This window comes from Paenarthrobacter sp. NPDC056912 (assembly GCF_042786555.1).
GTDB lineage: Bacteria > Actinomycetota > Actinomycetes > Actinomycetales > Micrococcaceae > Arthrobacter.
Map to the genome: position 1 here is coordinate 191501 of NZ_JBHUCD010000005.1, position 16440 is coordinate 207940.

15 protein-coding genes are annotated in these 16440 nt (G+C 63.8%); 7 read left to right on the forward strand and 8 right to left on the reverse strand.

Going from position 1 to position 16440, the window contains the following annotated elements; genetic code table 11:
• From ACFRJ9_RS07705 to glyA, 6 genes are read right to left on the reverse strand one after another with little or no spacing between them, the layout of a single operon-like run.
• Positions 1-1392 (reverse strand): L-serine ammonia-lyase, encoded by a 1392-nt coding sequence (locus tag ACFRJ9_RS07705; protein ID WP_377666108.1) that lies wholly within the window; start codon positions 1390-1392, stop codon positions 1-3.
• Positions 1392-2045 carry a sarcosine oxidase subunit gamma gene (locus ACFRJ9_RS07710; RefSeq protein ID WP_377666110.1) on the reverse strand — a complete coding sequence of 218 codons (654 nt, stop codon included), beginning with the start codon at positions 2043-2045 and terminating at the stop codon, positions 1392-1394. The genes ACFRJ9_RS07705 and ACFRJ9_RS07710 overlap by 1 nt, the downstream gene beginning before the upstream one ends.
• Positions 2038-4983, reverse strand: coding sequence for a 2Fe-2S iron-sulfur cluster-binding protein (locus ACFRJ9_RS07715; RefSeq protein WP_377666112.1), 2946 nt, complete (start codon positions 4981-4983; stop codon positions 2038-2040). The genes ACFRJ9_RS07710 and ACFRJ9_RS07715 overlap by 8 nt, the downstream gene beginning before the upstream one ends.
• Positions 4984-4985: 2 nt before the next feature.
• Positions 4986-5402, reverse strand: coding sequence for a sarcosine oxidase subunit delta (locus ACFRJ9_RS07720; protein ID WP_377666114.1), 417 nt, complete (start codon positions 5400-5402; stop codon positions 4986-4988).
• A gap of 21 nt (positions 5403-5423) precedes the next feature.
• The gene (locus tag ACFRJ9_RS07725) at positions 5424-6644 is read right to left on the reverse strand and encodes a sarcosine oxidase subunit beta family protein (protein ID WP_011776430.1); all 1221 of its coding nucleotides are present in this window, start codon (positions 6642-6644) and stop codon (positions 5424-5426) included.
• Positions 6641-8017: a serine hydroxymethyltransferase gene (gene glyA, locus ACFRJ9_RS07730; RefSeq protein ID WP_377666116.1), complete on the reverse strand. Its 1377-nt coding sequence runs from the start codon at positions 8015-8017 to the stop codon at positions 6641-6643. Before glyA ends, ACFRJ9_RS07725 begins: the two co-directional genes overlap by 4 nt.
• A 151-nt stretch (positions 8018-8168) precedes the next feature.
• On the opposite strand from glyA, the gene ACFRJ9_RS07735 reads away from it, so the two are divergent.
• The 4 genes from ACFRJ9_RS07735 to ACFRJ9_RS07750 all read left to right on the forward strand — a co-directional run bounded on the left by ACFRJ9_RS07735 (position 8169) and on the right by ACFRJ9_RS07750 (position 13011).
• Positions 8169-8840, forward strand: coding sequence for a GntR family transcriptional regulator (locus ACFRJ9_RS07735; RefSeq protein ID WP_377666118.1), 672 nt, complete (start codon positions 8169-8171; stop codon positions 8838-8840).
• A 624-nt stretch (positions 8841-9464) separates the two neighbouring features.
• Positions 9465-10823 carry an MFS transporter gene (locus ACFRJ9_RS07740; protein WP_377666120.1) on the forward strand — a complete coding sequence of 453 codons (1359 nt, stop codon included), beginning with the start codon at positions 9465-9467 and terminating at the stop codon, positions 10821-10823.
• Positions 10824-10852: 29 nt separating this feature from the next.
• Positions 10853-12109: an aminopeptidase P family protein gene (locus ACFRJ9_RS07745; protein WP_377666122.1), complete on the forward strand. Its 1257-nt coding sequence runs from the start codon at positions 10853-10855 to the stop codon at positions 12107-12109.
• Positions 12110-12195: 86 nt separating this feature from the next.
• A complete protein-coding gene (locus ACFRJ9_RS07750) occupies positions 12196-13011 on the forward strand; it encodes an IclR family transcriptional regulator (protein WP_377666124.1) in 816 nt (271 codons plus the stop codon).
• A 160-nt stretch (positions 13012-13171) separates the two neighbouring features.
• Here the strand turns inward: ACFRJ9_RS07750 and ACFRJ9_RS07755 are convergent, their stop codons facing one another.
• The gene (locus ACFRJ9_RS07755; RefSeq protein WP_377666126.1) at positions 13172-13651 is read right to left on the reverse strand and encodes a DUF4383 domain-containing protein; all 480 of its coding nucleotides are present in this window, start codon (positions 13649-13651) and stop codon (positions 13172-13174) included.
• A 155-nt stretch (positions 13652-13806) separates the two neighbouring features.
• Here ACFRJ9_RS07755 and ACFRJ9_RS07760 point away from each other — a divergent pair, with 155 nt between their 5' ends.
• From ACFRJ9_RS07760 to ACFRJ9_RS07770, 3 genes are all read left to right on the forward strand, one after another.
• Entirely contained in the window at positions 13807-14778 is a 972-nt protein-coding gene (locus ACFRJ9_RS07760; RefSeq protein WP_377666128.1) for a hypothetical protein, read from the forward strand.
• A gap of 94 nt (positions 14779-14872) precedes the next feature.
• Positions 14873-15253: an ArsR/SmtB family transcription factor gene (locus ACFRJ9_RS07765; RefSeq protein ID WP_377666130.1), complete on the forward strand. Its 381-nt coding sequence runs from the start codon at positions 14873-14875 to the stop codon at positions 15251-15253.
• 1 nt (position 15254) lies between these two features.
• A complete protein-coding gene (locus ACFRJ9_RS07770) occupies positions 15255-15722 on the forward strand; it encodes an SRPBCC family protein (protein WP_377666132.1) in 468 nt (155 codons plus the stop codon).
• Here the strand turns inward: ACFRJ9_RS07770 and ACFRJ9_RS07775 are convergent.
• Positions 15719-16360: a LysE family translocator gene (locus tag ACFRJ9_RS07775; RefSeq protein WP_377666134.1), complete on the reverse strand. Its 642-nt coding sequence runs from the start codon at positions 16358-16360 to the stop codon at positions 15719-15721. The genes ACFRJ9_RS07770 and ACFRJ9_RS07775 overlap by 4 nt on opposite strands.
• Between the last annotated feature and the right edge of the window lie 80 nt (positions 16361-16440).

A 16440-nucleotide genomic window follows, 5' to 3' on the forward strand; every position in this document is an offset into this window, starting at 1 on the left:
CTAGCACTCCACTACGTTGACGGCGAGGCCTCCACGAGAGGTCTCCTTATACTTGGATTTCATGTCGGCGCCGGTCTCGCGCATGGTCTTGATGGCTTTGTCCAGGGACACCTTGTGGCTGCCGTCGCCGTGCAGGGCAAGGCGGGCGGCGTTGATGGCCTTGACGCTGGCGATCGCGTTGCGTTCGATGCAGGGGATCTGCACCAGCCCGCCCACGGGATCGCAGGTAAGTCCGAGGTTGTGTTCGATGCCTACCTCGGCCGCGTTTTCCACTTGCTCGGGCGTTCCGCCCAGGACTTCGCAGAGCCCGGCGGCGGCCATGGAGCAGGCAGAACCTACCTCGCCTTGGCAGCCCACCTCGGCGCCGGAGATGGACGCGTTGATCTTGAACAGGATTCCGACGGCGGCCGCCGCGAGCAGGAAGCGCACGACACCGTCGTCGTTGGCCCCGGGAACAAACTTTGTGTAATAGTGCAGGACCGCCGGGACAATGCCAGCGGCTCCATTGGTGGGCGCGGTGACAATCCTGCCGCCCGCGGCGTTCTCCTCGTTCACGGCCAAGGCGAAGAGGTTGACCCATTCCATCGCGAGGAGAGGGTCGGCTGAGTTTGCACCGTTCAGGTTGGCGTCGGTTGCGGCCAGCGTCTTGAACAACGACGGCGCCCGTCGCGTTACATTGAGCCCGCCCGGCAGGATTCCCTCGGCCGAGCAGCCGTTGTCCACGCACTCCTGCATGACGGCCCAGATGCCCAGCAACCGCTCGCGCAGTTCTTCTTCCGAACGCCACACGAGTTCGTTGGCCAGCATGATGTCGGAGATGGACTTGCCTTCGCGGACACAGATGGCCAGCAGTTCGTCGGCGGTGGTGAAGGGGAAGGGGAGAACGGTGTCGTCCGCCACCACCTTGTCGGTGCCGGCTGCGTCCCCGTCCACCACGAAGCCGCCGCCAATGGAGTAGTAGCTACGCTCCCGCAACACGGAGCCGGTGTGGTCCAGAGCCCGGAACGTCATGCCGTTGGGGTGGGCCGGCAGCGACTTGCGGCGGTGCAGGACCACGTCCTCGTCCCAGTTGAAGTCCACCCGGTGGCTGCCGCCCAGGCGCAGTTCGGCGTCGAGCGCCGCGGCTGCAACCTGGTCGTCAGCCGTAGTGGTGTCCACGGTTTCGGGGGAGTGGCCTTGGAGCCCCAGCACCACGGCCTTGTCTGAGCCGTGGCCCCGGCCGGTGGCGCCCAGGGAGCCGAAAAGCTCAGCCTGGACGCGCACCGTGGCCAGGAGCTGGCCTGACGATTCAAGACCGTCAGTGAACTGCTTTGCCGCGCGCATCGGGCCGACCGTGTGTGAGGACGACGGCCCGATGCCAACAGAAAACAGGTCAAGCACACTCAGTGCCATTAGGGGACCTCGGGGGAGGCGTACTCCCGCATGGCGTCGAGGAGCCAGCGTCCCAGGAAGTCGGCAAACGAGGCCCGGGGAAAGATCCGGTAGGTCTCCTCCGAGGTCTTCCACAGCATCACCGGGATGTGCGCGAGCTCGGTGGAGACAGCCGTGCCGGCCTTGAAGACCCGCGGGTGCAGGTCCAAAGCGCACGTCTTCTCGAGCACCGCGCGGGCGTGGCTGCCGGAGATCTCGAACGTGGTGCGGTTGGCGGACAGGTCCACCACCTGGCCAGCGTCTCCTCCGAGGGCCGTGGTCAGATCGCTGACCAAGGAGCCTCCGAGTGAATCGTGGGCCTCCTCCGGAGCGACCACCATGAACTCGGTGGGGCCAAGCCACAAGGTGTTGACGGAGCCCTTGTCCGAAACGGCGCGGCCCGTCACCTCACCGCAAGTGGCAGGCAAGCCGCCGGTCACGGACGCAACGCGGGCGCCGGCGTCGGACGTCCGGTCAACCCGGATGCCCACCATGGCCTGGTACGGAATTTCGGTGAGCGTCACCGTGCCCGGCACGGAGCCGGAGGTGAAGGCGTCAGCCAGGTGCTCGGCCGGGCTGCGGCGGGCGCCCCGTACGCGGTTGACTGTTTCTGATGGTGTTGCTGTTTCAGCCATCTTTGCGGGTCCCTTCAGCATCGAAAAGTACGGTTTCGCCAACAACCACGTCAACCAGTTGGTCTCCCAGCGAAGCCACGAGGGTTTCGCCGATGCGGTTGCGGCCGTTTTGAATGAGGGCCAGGGCGAAGGAACGGCCCAGCGCCGCGCTGTGGTAGCTGGAGGTCACGAAGCCCTCCATGGGAACGGGCCCGTCAGCCGGGTTGACCGGGATGCCCTTTTCCACCAGCTGTGTGCCTTCCGGCAACCGCAGCGAGTGGTCCACTGGGAGGACGCTGACCAGGTGCTTGCGGTCCTCGCGGCTGGCGTCCTGGCGGAGGTAGGAGCGCTTGCCGATGAAGTCCTTGGCCTTGGAAACGATCCAGTCCATGCCGGCGTCCTGGGGTGTGACCGTGCCGTCGGTGTCCTGCCCAACGATCGGGTAGCCCTTCTCGGCGCGGAGCACGTGCATGGTTTCCGTGCCGTAGGGGGTGATGTTGAACTCGGCACCTGCGGCAGCAACGGCTTCCCAGGTGTTGAGGCCGTACCAGGACGGGATGTTGATTTCGTAAGCCAGTTCGCCTGAGAAGGAGATGCGGCAAACGCGTGCCTGCACTCCGGAGGCCAGCGTCGTCTCGCGGAAGGTCATGAACGGGAAGGCCTCTGCCTCCAGGCCACCGTTTTCGGCCAGCTGCGGAGCGACCTTGGCGATCACGGCGCGGGACTTGGGGCCGACGACGGCGATGGTGCTCCACTGCTCCGTGACGGACGTGCAGACCACGTCGAGTTCCGGCCACTCCGTCTGGTGCCACTCTTCCAGCCAGTCCAGCACCTTGGCAGCGCCGCCGGTGGTGGTGGTCATGAAGTAGCGGTCATCATCCAGGCGCAGGGTCACGCCGTCGTCGAAGATCATGCCGTCCAAGGTGCACATCACGCCATAGCGTGCGGATCCCGGGGCGAGCTTCTTGAACGCGTTGGTGTACACGCGGTTCAGGAATTCGCCCGCGTCCTTGCCGCGGATCTCGATCTTGCCCAGCGTAGTGGCGTCCATGAAACCCACGGAATCGCGGACGGCGGCGCATTCACGCAGCACTGCCGTGTCCATGTCTTCACTGCCCTGCGGGTAGTACCAAGGACGCTTCCACTGTCCAACATCTTCGAACAGTGCGCCCTGGACAACGTGCCACGGGTGGATGGAAGTGACGCGGGCGGGGTCGAACAGCTCGCCGCGCTGGCGGCCGGCCAAGGCTGCGAAGGCGACGGGCGTGAACGGTGCCCGGTAGGCGGTGGTTCCGATCTCGCCGACGCCGGGGATGCTTTCCGCTCCGCCGAACTTCAGCGCGGCGGCGATGACGCCGATCGCGTTGACGCCGGACGTCTTGCCCTGGTCATTGGCCGTGCTGATGGAGGTGTACCGCTTGACGTGCTCCACGGACCGCATGCCCGCACCGGTGGAGCGGAGGACGTCGGCCACGGACTGGTCGCGCTGGAAGTCCACGAAGTGGTGGTGCCATTCGCCCGGCTCGCCGGTCTGGCCAGGAATCAGCCAGAGCTGACGGCTAGGCGCGCTCGCCACGGGAGCCTGGAGTTCCACCGGGGTTGCCTCGGACTCGAAACCGGCGGCGATGGACGCCGCTGCTCCGGCCGAGATGCCCTCTGCCAAGCAGTCCTCGAGTTCGTAGCTGCCACGGCCTGCGCCCACAACCTGCTGGTCGCGGACCGGCTTGGTGGGGATGAACGCAGCGAGCTCGTCGTCCCAACGCAGCTTGCCCTGGCGCTGGCTGTGGAGGTGAACCACCGGGCTCCAACCACCGGAAACGGCGAGAAGATCGGCAGCCAGCTGTTCGACGCCCGAGGTGAGTTCGCCGTCGTCGTTAATACTGCGGACGGTGACACCATTCAGGCGGCCGTTGGCATCTGCGGAGGTATCCGCGACTGCGCTGCCGATGAGGACCCTGATACCGGACTCGACGGCGGCGGCTGCTGTCGCGCTGATCTGCGGACGGGCATCGACGACGGCGGCGATCGCCACGCCTGCTGCCAACAGGTCCGCGGCAAGTGCGTAAGCGGAGTCGTTGGTGGTGCTGATGACGACGCGCGAACCGGCGGCCACGGCGTAGCGGTTCAGGTACGTGCGGGCGGCCGAGGCGAGCATGATGCCCGGGCGGTCGTTGTTCTCGAAGACCAGCGGACGCTCGTGGGCGCCGGGGGCCAGGACAACCTGCTTGGCACGGATGTGCCAAATACGCTGGCGGGAGACGCCGGAGGCTGCCGGAACGCTCAGGTGGTCCGTGCGGTTCTGCGCTGCGATGAAGTAGTTGGAGTCGTAGGAACCGAAGGCAGTAGTGCGGTTCAGCACGGTGCATTCGGCGGCGGAAACCAGTTCGGCTTCAACATCTGCCACCCATTCGAGTGCCGGCTTTCCTTCCACCTGCTCGGCGAGGCCTTCGGCGGTTGAACCGGAGAGCAGCGAGCCGCCGAGTTCAGGCTGGTCGTCGATCAGGATGACGCGAGCGCCGGTGCGGACGGCCTCGCGGGCCGCGGCCAGTCCGGCGATACCGCCGCCGACTACCAGGACGTCCGTGTGGACGTACTTCTTGTCGTACTCTGCCTTGTCCTCGTTGGGATCCAGCTTGCCCAGGCCGGACAGGAGCTCAATGTTCATGCCGTCCACCAATGAAACCGCGGTGGCGGGAAGCATGGACTCGGCTACGTGGCCCCGGAAGCGGGGAGCGATCTTGACCAGGGCGTTGGATTCCTCTACGCCGGCGGCCATGATGCCGCGGGGGCGGTCCTCGTAGAGGGAGTTGCCGGCGTTGATGTGGCCGTTGGCCAGCAGCGCGGAGGCGATGGTGTCCCCGGGGTGGCCGGTGAATTCCTGGCCGTCCACGGTGAAGCGCCAAGAGATGCTGCGATCGATGCGTCCGCCGGTGGCGAGGCGTGCGTTCTTGCTGGTCACTTCTAGACTCCTTCCGAGGAGATGGGGGTGGTGGCCGTGGGTGAGCTGGCGCCGGGAGCGAGGCCGGGTTCGCCGGCTTGGCCGAAGTCGCCGGACTGGGTGAACTCGCCGGGCTGTTCCGGTGCAGTCTTTGGGCTCGTCACCTTGATGTCCGGCCGGGGCTGGCCCATCGCGTAGATGGAGTGGATGTCGTAGCTCACGGTGTCGCGGAGCATGTTGAACCACTGGCGGCAGCCGGTGCTGTGGACCCAGCGCTCGGCGAAGGTGCCCTTGGTGTTCTCGCGGTAGAACAGGTATTCAGCCCATTCGCGGTCCGTGAGGTCGTTCGGGCTCTCCGGGTAGGCGATGTGTGCCTGGCCGCCGTAGTGGAATTCGGTTTCGTCGCGTTGCCCGCAGTTGGGGCATGAAATGAGGAGCATGTCTTTCCTGTCCTGTCCTGGCTAGTGGGCTACGGCTGCAGCGCCGTGTTCGTCGATCAAAGCGCCGGTTTCGAAGCGTTCCAGCGCGAAGGGCTTGTTCAGCTTGTGCGGTGCGCCTGTGGCGATGGTGTGCGCGAACGTCAGGCCTGCCGCGGGGGTGCCCTTGAATCCACCGGTACCCCAGCCACAGTTGACGAACATGTTCTCCACGGGGGAAAGGCCGACAATCGGGGAAGCATCCAAGGTGGTGTCCACGATTCCGCCCCAGGTCCGGAGCACATGGGCCCGGGCGAAGATCGGGAAGAGTTCCACGGCTGCTGCCATCTGCTCCTCAATGACGTGGAACGAACCGCGCTGGCCGTAGCCGTTGTAGGAATCGACGCCGGCGCCCATCACCAGTTCGCCCTTGTGTGCCTGGGAGACGTAGACGTGAACGTGGTTGGACATGACCACTGTGGGGTGGACGGGTTCGTGCAGTTCGGACACCAGCGCCTGGAGCGGGTGGGACTGGATCGGCAGGCGGAAGCCGGCCATCTCGGCCAGCACGGAGCTGTGGCCGGCGGCGCAGAGGCCCACCTTTTCGGTGTTGATGGTGCCGCGGGTGGTCTGCACGCCGGTCACCCGGTTGCCGTCCTTGATGAAGCCGGTGACTTCACAGTTCTGGATGATGTCCACACCGAGCTCATCACACTTGCGGGCGAAGGCCCAGGCCACGTGGTCGTGCTTGGCGATGCCTGCGCGCGGCTGGTACGTGGCGCCCATGACGGGGTAGCGGATGTTGTCGCTGATGTTCAGGATTGGGCAGAGTTCCTTGACCTGCTGAGGGTCAAGCCACTCAGCGTCCACACCGTTGAGCCTGTTGGCACCCACACGGCGAACGCTTTCGCGGACATCGCCCAGGGTGTGCGCCAGGTTCATGACGCCGCGCTGGCTGAACAGGAAGTCGTACTCCAGCTCTTCCGGGAGGATCTCCCAGAGCTTGAGCGCGTGCTCGTAGATGGCTGCGCTCTCGTCCCAGAGGTAGTTGGAACGGATGATGGTGGTGTTGCGGGCCATGTTGCCACCGGCCAGCCAACCCTTTTCCAGGATGGCGATGTTGGTCATTCCGTGGTTCTTGGCCAGGAAGTACGCGGTGGCCAGGCCGTGCCCGCCGCCGCCAACAATCACGGCGTCGTAGCTTTTCTTCGGGTCCGGGTTGCGCCAGAGGAAGTCCGGGTGCTCGGGGAGGTGGTCTGCACTCACTGGGCTGCTCCAATCAGTTCTGCTTCGGTTGCGGTTGCGGCGCCATTGCCGAGGTGGGGATAGAGGGGGAACTTGTCCGCCAGCGCGGTCACGCGGTCGCGGAGTTCGACGGCGGTGGTTTCGTTGAGGGTGACATCACCGTTCGCTTCGGTCGCTTCGCCTTCGGTGCCGCTGGCCGCTGCGGCGATCAACGCCGTCGCAATGATGTCCGCAACTTCGGTGAAGTCCTCGGCGCCGAAGCCGCGGGCGGCGAGGGCCGGGGTGCCGATGCGCAGTCCGGACGAGACCATCGGCGGGCGGGGGTCGAACGGGACGGCGTTGCGGTTGACCGTGATGCCGATGCGGTGCAGGGTGTCTTCGGCCTGCTGACCGTTTAGGACTGAGTGGCGGAGGTCGGCGAGGACCAGGTGGACGTCGGTTCCGCCACTGACCACGGAGATGCCGGCTGCGGCAACATCGTCCTGCAGGAGGCGCTGGGCCAGGATCTTGGAGCCTTCCAGCACGCGGACCTGGCGTTCCTGGAACTCGGGCTCGGCTGCCATCTTGAAGGCGACAGCCTTGGCTGCGATCACGTGCTCCAGCGGGCCACCCTGCTGTCCGGGGAAGACGGCGGTGTTGACCTTCTTGGCGATGTCGGCGTCGTTGGTCAGGATCACGCCACCGCGGGGGCCGCCAAGGGTCTTGTGCGTGGTGCTGGTGACGATGTGGGCGTGCGGCACGGGGCTGGGGTGCAGTCCCGCAGCCACCAAGCCGGCGAAGTGTGCCATGTCCACCATCAGGTAGGCGCCCACCAGGTCCGCGATGCGGCGGAACTCCGCGAAGTCCAGCTGGCGGGAGTAGGCGGACCAGCCGGCGACGATCAGCTGCGGCTTGCTTTCAAGGGCCAGACGCTCAACCTCGGCCATGTCCACGGTGTGGGTGTCTTCGCGGACGCCGTACGGGACCACGTTGTAGAGCTTGCCGGAGAAGTTGATACGCATGCCGTGGGTCAGGTGGCCGCCGTGGGCGAGGTTCAGGCCCATGATGGTGTCGCCCGGGTTGATCAGTGCGTGCATCGCCGAAGCGTTGGCCTGTGCACCGGAGTGCGGCTGGACGTTGGCGAATTCCGCTCCGAAGAGTGACTTCAGCCGGTCGATGGCGAGCTGTTCGATCACATCAACGTGTTCGCAGCCGCCGTAGTAGCGCTTGCCGGGGTAGCCCTCGGCGTACTTGTTGGTCAGCACCGAGCCCTGGGCTTCCATGACAGCCGTGGGGGCGAAGTTCTCAGAGGCGATCATTTCCAGCGTTGACTGCTGGCGGATGAGTTCCTGGGCGATCGCCTGATCGACCTCCGGGTCCGCCTGTGCGAGCGGGCGGATCAGCGGTTCAACCATGGTGTTCTCCTTCTGAAGTACTTGAAGCGGCCATCTGTTAGGCAACTGATATATTAGAACTATTGCCATAGTATGTTGGAGATCACATAGTCGTCAACAGGTCTGCGGTAACTCATCCAACAGACTGGGATTACGACAACGGGAGAGAGCAATGAGCGCAGCACTGGAAGCACTGGAGACAGCTCCGCAGGGCACGTCCCTCGCAGAGAATGCATACCTGCTGCTGCGCGACAGGCTCATCATGCTGGACATCAAGCCCGGCGATCCCATCAATGACGGTCAGATCGCTGCAGAGCTCGGCATTGGTCGCACTCCCGTCCGCGAAGCCATCAAACGCCTCGAAAGCGACCACCTCGTGGTCTCCTACCCGCGGCGGGGCACCTTCGCTACCGGCGTGGACATCACGCAGCTCGCCGAGGTCTCCGAAATCCGCGAGCTCCTGGAGCCCCTGGCGTCCCGGAAAGCGGCGCGCATGGCAATTCCTGGCATGCGTTCAGAGCTCCGTGCAGTCGCTGCGGCGATTCGCGAGCTTGAAGGCCAGGACGCGTCCTCCCAGGAACTCATGCGCTACGACATTCAAGTGCACCGGCTCATCTACAAGGCCTCCGCCAATGCGCACCTCGAGGACGTCCTCATTCGGTACGACAACCTCGCCACCCGCATCTGGTGCCACATGCTCGAGAAGATGCCCTCCGTTTCCGGGCACATCTCCGAGCATGCCGACCTCCTGACTGCCATTGCCGACGGCGACGAAGACCGGGCCGCCGAACTCGCCCTCCACCACGTGGTCAGCTTCGAAGAGACCATCCGCAAGGTCCTCTGACCCCCGCTCACTTCCCGTCGGTTTCCTGCTGACCCTCTCTCGCGTCCCGTCGCGTTTTTCGCGACCCTCTCGCAGGCCCCGTCGCGTTTTTCGCGACCCTCTCTCACGTCCCGTCGCGTTTTCACCGACGGTCTTTCACGTCCCGTCGCGTTTTTGCCGACCCTCTCTCATGTCCCGTCGCGTTTTTCGCGACCCTCCCGCACGTCCCGTCGCGTTTTCACCGACCGTCTTTCGCGTCAGGCCTATGGGCCGATCCGCTCGTTCGTACCGACCCTGTCGCCGGGGCTGCGGGAGCGCGCTCAGCCGCCAGGAAACAAAGCCCGACGTCGATGCCGCCTTGAGTGCCGACGTCGGGCCTTCCTCGGCCAAGTGAGAGAGTGTCGGTGAAAGGGGCCGGGAGGTGAGAGGGCGTCAAGCTGGAACTCGCAACTCACATCATTTGACGCAACAGGGTTGGAGTAAATGCAACTCTGCCGTGATGCCGGTTCCGTCGACTCGATCATCCGATGCCCAAGTGATTCCCTCATGGCGCATTCAAAATAACTCTTGACCGTGACGCTCCCCACACATAATCTGGTGCAACAGCGTTGCGTTGAATGCAACCCCAATGATTTTGGTGGACACATGAGCAATGAATCCTCTGTGGCAGCCGAGCAAGGCATCTCACCCGCCTCCGGCTCCAACCACACCCCCAGCACCAACTACACAGTCAGCAAGGACACTCGACGGCGAGTTGTCACTGCCAGCTTCATCGGCAACTTTGTCGAATGGTTCGACTACGCGGTGTACGGCTACCTTGCCGGCATCATCGCTACCGTCTTCTTCCCTGAGTCCGACCGGCAAACCGCGTTACTGGCCACGTTCGGTGTCTTCGCCATCAGCTTCTTCGTGAGGCCGCTCGGCGGCTTCATCTGGGGCCACATCGGAGACCGACTCGGCCGGAAGCAGGCGTTGTCCCTATCAATCGTCCTGATGTCGGTGGCCACGTTCTGCATCGCCCTGATCCCGGGGTACGCCACCATCGGCGTCATGGCCCCGATCCTGCTCTTGCTCGTAAGAGTGGTCCAGGGCTTCTCCGCAGCGGGGGAGTACGCCGGAGCCTCGGCCTTCCTGGTGGAGTACGCGCCGGCCAATCGACGCGGACTCTATGCCGCCGTCGTGCCTGCCAGTACCGCAGCGGGACTGCTGCTGGGATCCTTGCTGGCCGCCCTGCTGAGTTCAGTCCTGACCCCCGAGCAGCTCAACGAATGGGGCTGGCGGCTGCCGTTCCTGCTGGCGGCACCCATGGGTTTGATCGGCAGGTACATCCGGACCAGGCTTGAGGACACTCCGGCGTTCCGGGAATTGTCGGAGAAGGACACAGCCGTCAAGACGCCCGCCCTGGCCATGTTCCGGACCTACCGGAAGCAGCTCATCATCGCCACGGGCGCGGTGCTGCTCAACGCCGTCGGCTTCTACGTGATCCTCAGTTACATGCCCACGTACCTGTCGGTTGAGCTGGGCTTCGGCGCGGCAGAGTCCTTCCTGGCCACCACCATTGCCTTGGCGAGCTACATCGGCTTCATCTTCCTGACCGGAATCGCCTCGGACAAATTCGGCCGCAAGCGCATGCTCATCACAGCCTCAGTCCTGTTCATTCTGTTGACGGTCCCGGCGTTCATGCTCTTGGACACCCGCAATTTCCTGGTGATCGTCCTGGTGCAGATCCTCCTGGGTGGAATGCTCACCCTCAACGACGGCACCTTGCCAAGCTTCCTGGCCGAACTCTTCCCCACGAAGGTTCGATACACCGGGTTCGCGGTCAGCTTCAACCTCTCCAACGCCCTGTTCGGCGGCACCGCACCGTTCATGGCGACGCTCCTCATCGGCTTGACCCACAGCCAGTTGGCTCCAGGCTGGTACCTCGTGGCCGCCTCCATTGTTTCCCTCGTCGCAGTCCTCTTCGCCGCGGAGACTTCCAAGAAGCCTCTGCTGCAGGACTGAACCACACCACCCCATTGAAAGGAACCACCATGACCATCACCGAGAACGAAGCCATCAACGACGTCGCCAAGCTCGAGCGCCTCAAGGTCCTCAACAACGGCGAGAAGGTCTCGCTGACCTTCTCCGACGCCGAATTCGAACGCCGCCTTGCCGGCCTCCGGCAGATCATGGCAGAGAAGGACCTCGACGCCGTGGTCCTCACCAGTTACCACTCCATCAAGTACTACTCCGATTTCCTCTTCACCTACTTCGGCCGCTCCTACGGCATGGTGGTCACCAAGGATGACACGGTCACCATTACGGCGAATATCGACGCCGGCATGCCTTGGCGCCGCAGCTACGGCGACAACCTGGTGTACACGGACTGGCGCAGGGACAACTACATCCACGCCATCCAGGAAGTCCTGCGCACGCGCGGCATCAACCCGCGTCGCATCGGCGTCGAGGATGACTCACTGCCGCTGGACAACCGCAACAAGATCCAGGCAGCGTTCTCCGGCGCCGCGCTGGTGGATGTCGCCCAGGCGGCAATGCGCCAGCGCATGATCAAGTCGGCTGAGGAAATCGCGGTCATCAAGCACGGCGCCCGCATCGGTGATCTCGGCGGCGCGGCCATCCGCAACGCGATCACGGCCGGCATCACGGAGTACGAGGTTGCCCTGATCGGTACCGAGGCCATGGTCCACGAGATCGCCCGCACCTTCCCGGACTCCGAAATCCGCGACACCTGGGTCTGGTTCCAGTCCGGCATCAACACCGACGGCGCACACAACTGGGCAACCACACGCAAGATCCAGGAACACGACATCCTGTCCTTGAACTGCTTCCCGATGACCAGCGGCTACTACACCGCCCTGGAGCGCACCCTGTTCTACGGCGAACCTGATGCCCGCTCACTGGAACTGTGGAACATCAACGTGGAGGTTCACAAGCGCGGCCTTGAACTCATCAAGCCCGGCGCCGTCTGCAAAGACATCGCCGCCGAGCTGAACGAGATCTACGTCAACCATGGCCTGCTTGCCAACCGTACCTTCGGATACGGCCACTCGTTCGGCGTGCTGAGCCACTACTACGGCCGCGAAGCCGGGCTGGAGTTGCGCGAAGACATCGATACCGTGCTGGAACCGGGCATGGTGGTCTCCATGGAACCAATGATCACAGTCCTGGACGGGCAGCCGGGTGCCGGTGGCTACCGCGAGCACGACATCCTGGTGGTAGGCGAAGACGGCGCGGAGAACATCACCAAGTTCCCGTTCGGCCCCGAGTACAACATCATCGGAGCCTAGGTGAGGACGGCCGGTGGGCACAGTGCACGGTGTTCACCGGCCAGCGCCGGAACTTCCGGCCGGCTTCGGCGAAATATAGTGAACCCATGACTCCCACGGAATCCAGCGAGACTCCTGACAACAACAACGGTAATGGCGACAGCAAGAGCACCTCGGTCATCGTCAACGCCATCGCAGTGCTTCGAAGCTTCAGCGCCGACGAGCCACTCCTGGGAGTCACCGAAATCGCGGGCCGGATCGGCCTGCACAAAAGCACGGTCTCCCGCATCCTGGCAACGCTGGAACAGGAGAACCTGGTAGAGCGCGACGTCGATTCGCGCAGGTTCCGCTTGGGGCTGGGAATGATCGCGATGGCGGGCCCCCTCCTGGCGGAACTCGAAGAGCGTCGTGTGGCCTACCCGGTGCTGCGCGAACTCACGGAACGCACGGGGGAAACCAGTGCCCTCATGGTGTGGAACGGCAACGAATCCATGTGCGTGGAACAGATCCCAAGCCGGCACCAGGTCAAGCACCTCGCTCCGTTGGGGGCGCGGTATAACGAAGCCCTGAGTTCCTCGGTGCAGGTCTTCCTTGCCGCAGAGAATGAGGACCGGGTGCGTCAGTTGTTGCGCAGCGGTTCCATCACCCTTTCCGGTGTGGACGAGGACGCGGTTGAGGCCTATCTCTTGCGGCTGAAGGACTCGATGCAGCGCGGCTGGGCTGTGAACTTCGGGGAAACGTCCATCGAAGAGGTAGGTGTGGCGTCGCCGGTCTATGACCATCGCGGCGACATCGTGGCATCCGTCCTGATCCCGGCACCGAAATTCCGCGTCTCACAGGACACCCTGACCAGCCTCGGCGAAGCCTGTGCCGCAGCCGCAGCCAAGGTCACCACGCGCTTGGGCGGCCGCGCCCCGAGATAGGTCCCGCAGCCCTTCGCCGAGATGCCATTTAATGACAGTTTCAAGCGCGGACATTGTCATTAAGTGTCATCTCGGCGGGGATGCCGGGGACATACGACGGCGACCGTCCCCGCGGAGGGGCCGGTCGCCGTCGTTGATTGACCTGACGTGCGAAACAGGGCTACATGCTCTTGCGCGCCGTCGGTGATTCGTCCATGGCATCCCTTCCGAGCCATGCACCCAAACCGATCATGGCGACACCGAGGATCAGGTGCAGCCAGTTGTCGGCGGTGTTGAACGGGATGAAGTTGGCACCCGTTTCCTGGTTGATGACCAGGCCGTAGATCCACAGGACGATGTACACGGCGCCGCCGCCGAGGAGGAACAGGCGGGCCATGCGGGCATTCCGGGCCATAGCCAGGCCGGCAACGCCAAACAGCATATGGACAATGTTGTGAAGTATGGACACTTGGAAGACTCCAAGCAGCATGGCGCCGGATTCATGCCCCGCGAAGGTCATGGCGCCGAAATTGGTGGTGATTCCCGGGATGAAGCCCAGAATGCCTACCAGCAGAAATACAATGCCAACGCCCATGGCGGTGTTGCGAAGTGTCAACCCCATCATGTGGTGGTGTTCGGCGGGGTGCGAAGCGGTGGTCATCAGTCCTCCCTTTCACGCGGTTACCCGGCTCTTCTCATGGAGAGCCGACCTGCGGCAAGGGCTGTGGCAAAACCTTGCCGACGCCGCCATAATACTCCTGAAATGCTTCTGATAGCAGGGGATGTGCCCAGTTCAGCGGCGGTTAGCATGGGTTTATGAGCCAAGGACCAAATGGCCGTTTGCACACGATCTTCCACGACACCCGCGATATCACGCCTTTTCGCGATGGCTATGTCCTGACGCCCGTCCGCGGACTAGCCGGCGGCCTCAGCGAGGTGCTGTCCAGTGTCCTGAGTGGTCGGGACCATGCGCGGCTGTCCGTGGTAGGAAACGTTCCGAGGCTGAGGATGCTGTCCTCCAAGCCCACCAAGGCGATGCACGAAGCCATTTTCAGCTCCACGGAGCCGGACCGGCTGCTGGCTTTTGGCCGGATGTATCCGGGGTGGTCGGGCCTGTGCCATGTGATGGCCGGGTTGCTTGCGTACAAACATGGCGCGTACTTGCGCGCATCCGAACTGCTGCAGCGCGGCCTGACAACAAGGATCGACGACGACGCCAGCCAGTTCTCGGCGATCTACCTTGGTCAGGTGGTCACCCGGGTTGAGGTTGCCGAACGCATTGAGGTTCAGGTTCTGTTCAGTGAGGAATCCGTGTTCCTGGCGTTGTCGCACTGCCTCCGGGAGATGGGGATGCCGGAGTCGGCGTTGGAAGCGGTGGTGGGTTTGCCGCCGTCGTTGCCTTCAGCCTTGGCACGCTGCACGGCGGCGCTGTCGCTGGAACGCCACCGTGATGTGGTGCTCTGGACTGAAGGCCTCTTGAATGCTGACGACCTCTCTGCTGCGTTGTTGCTGATCCGGGCGCGTTCCCAGCGGGCTCGTGGTGACTTTGAGTCTGCTCAGGTTGCGTTGAGGGAGGTCCTGCGCCGGCGCAAGACCAGTTTGGTGCTGCGGAATGATGCCATGGCCGATCGGGCTCTGTTGGCGGTCGAGCAGGGGAAGCGCACTTTGACACCGCGGTCCAAGAGGCCTGCCCCTGCCCCGGAGCCGGAAATGCTGGAGGTCATCCGCAAGGACGCGGAGATGCGCCGGCTGTGGGAGAACGACTTCAGGCAGCTCGGGGGCGAATAAACAGCCATTGTGCGCAGCGGGGTACGGGCGTAATCTTGTAATCAATCAAACGGTTGATCAAGCGTTTGATTGATTAGAAAGGTTGAGTGGGGTTATGGACCCGGAGGCACTGGGCCCGGACACTTTGGACAGGGCATTCATGGCCTTGGCGGATCCGGTAAGGCGGGCGATCGTCGCGCGGCTGTCCCGGGGGGACGCCACTGTCAACGAGCTCGCTGAGCCTTTCGCCATCACCAAACAAGCTGTGTCCAAGCACATCCAGGTTCTGGAGCACGCGGGATTGGTCACGCGTTCCCGCGATGCCCAACGCAGGCCGGTCCACCTGGATCCGGTAGCCCTTGAGCAGCTGACGGCCTGGATAGATGAATACCGGCTGATCGCTGAAGGGCGCTTCCGGAAATTGGACCAACTGCTCGCCACGGGAATTCCTGGTGCAGACCAAGAATCAACCACATCACAAAGGAAGAGGAACTGACATGAGCAATCCAACAGCAATCACGGCCGACGACGGCGTCCCGTTCGTCGACACTGTACGGGAATTCGACGCCCCGGTGAGCGCGGTCTTCAAGGCGCACGTGGATCCGGACCTCCTGGCAAAGTGGCTCGGCCCGCGCAGCACTGTCCTGAACGTCGTCGAGTACAACGCAACCGCCGGAGGCCGCTGGCGCTACGAGAGCGGCGACAACGGAGCCACGTTCGGATTCCGGGGCGTGTTCCACACGGTCGAAGCCGATGCCCTCATCATCATGACGTTCGAATTCGACGGCGCCCCGGACCAAGTGGGCATCAGCACCACGACGTTCGAGGAAAAAGACGGCCGGACCAAGATTGTGGTCCACGAGGTCTATCCCTCGGTGGAAGCGCGCGACATGGCACTGTCTACCGGAATGAACTACGGCGTGATCGAAGGTTACGAGCGCTTGGACGAGGCCCTTGCCGCCTAGGCATGCAGCATGAGGGGAAGGAGTTGCTCCGTCAGCAGTACTGCCCCCAGCCCGATCATGATGATTCCGCTGGTCAGGGTCACCACCCGTGCAGCGCCCGGCCGTGAAGCCAACAGCTTCCGTGAGGTCATGGCGACACCCGTGTAGACCATGCCGGCGAGGATCACGAAAGTCAGCCCCAGCAGGCCCGACTGCACCGGGACGGGCAGTGCTGCCTCAGGACTCACGAATTGCGGAACCAGTGCCACGAAGAACAGCAAGCCTTTGGGGTTGATTCCGCTGGTGCCCATGCCTTGGAAGAATGTGCGGACCTGGTTTCCGGACTGCACGACGCCGCCTTCCGCGCTGAAACTCGCGCCTCGCCATGAGCGGATGGTGGAGACGCCAAGCCACAACAGGTAGGCGGCTCCGGCGATGGTCAGCCAGCCAAGGAGTCCCGGCACTCCGGCCAGGAGGGCCGCCAGTCCTGCCGCCATGAGGAGGGTGTGGAGCACGTAGCCGCTGCAGAGGCCGGCGACTGCCGGGATGAAGCTCCGTTGGCGGAGGCCCGCGGAGATGGAGTAGGCCCAGTCGACGCCGGGGGTGCAGGCCAAGGTGGCTGCCACGAGGATAAAGGCGAGGAACAGTTGCGGATTCACGAGCTCTCCAGGGTTTGGTGGTAGGAAAACTCTAGGGAAAATTCGCCCATAAGTGTTCCCTTATTTAGCCCTCCAATCCG

Coding starts and splice junctions, on each gene's coding strand:
- ACFRJ9_RS07705 (WP_377666108.1), bottom strand. CDS start 1,392: ATGGCACTGAGTGTGCTTGACCTGTTTTCTGTTGGCATCGGGCCGTCG.
- ACFRJ9_RS07710 (WP_377666110.1), bottom strand. CDS start 2,045: ATGGCTGAAACAGCAACACCATCAGAAACAGTCAACCGCGTACGGGGC.
- ACFRJ9_RS07720 (WP_377666114.1), bottom strand. CDS start 5,402: ATGCTCCTCATTTCATGCCCCAACTGCGGGCAACGCGACGAAACCGAA.
- glyA (WP_377666116.1), bottom strand. CDS start 8,017: ATGGTTGAACCGCTGATCCGCCCGCTCGCACAGGCGGACCCGGAGGTC.
- ACFRJ9_RS07735 (WP_377666118.1), top strand. CDS start 8,169: ATGAGCGCAGCACTGGAAGCACTGGAGACAGCTCCGCAGGGCACGTCC.
- ACFRJ9_RS07740 (WP_377666120.1), top strand. CDS start 9,465: ATGAGCAATGAATCCTCTGTGGCAGCCGAGCAAGGCATCTCACCCGCC.
- ACFRJ9_RS07745 (WP_377666122.1), top strand. CDS start 10,853: ATGACCATCACCGAGAACGAAGCCATCAACGACGTCGCCAAGCTCGAG.
- ACFRJ9_RS07750 (WP_377666124.1), top strand. CDS start 12,196: ATGACTCCCACGGAATCCAGCGAGACTCCTGACAACAACAACGGTAAT.
- ACFRJ9_RS07755 (WP_377666126.1), bottom strand. CDS start 13,651: ATGACCACCGCTTCGCACCCCGCCGAACACCACCACATGATGGGGTTG.
- ACFRJ9_RS07760 (WP_377666128.1), top strand. CDS start 13,807: ATGAGCCAAGGACCAAATGGCCGTTTGCACACGATCTTCCACGACACC.
- ACFRJ9_RS07765 (WP_377666130.1), top strand. CDS start 14,873: ATGGACCCGGAGGCACTGGGCCCGGACACTTTGGACAGGGCATTCATG.
- ACFRJ9_RS07770 (WP_377666132.1), top strand. CDS start 15,255: ATGAGCAATCCAACAGCAATCACGGCCGACGACGGCGTCCCGTTCGTC.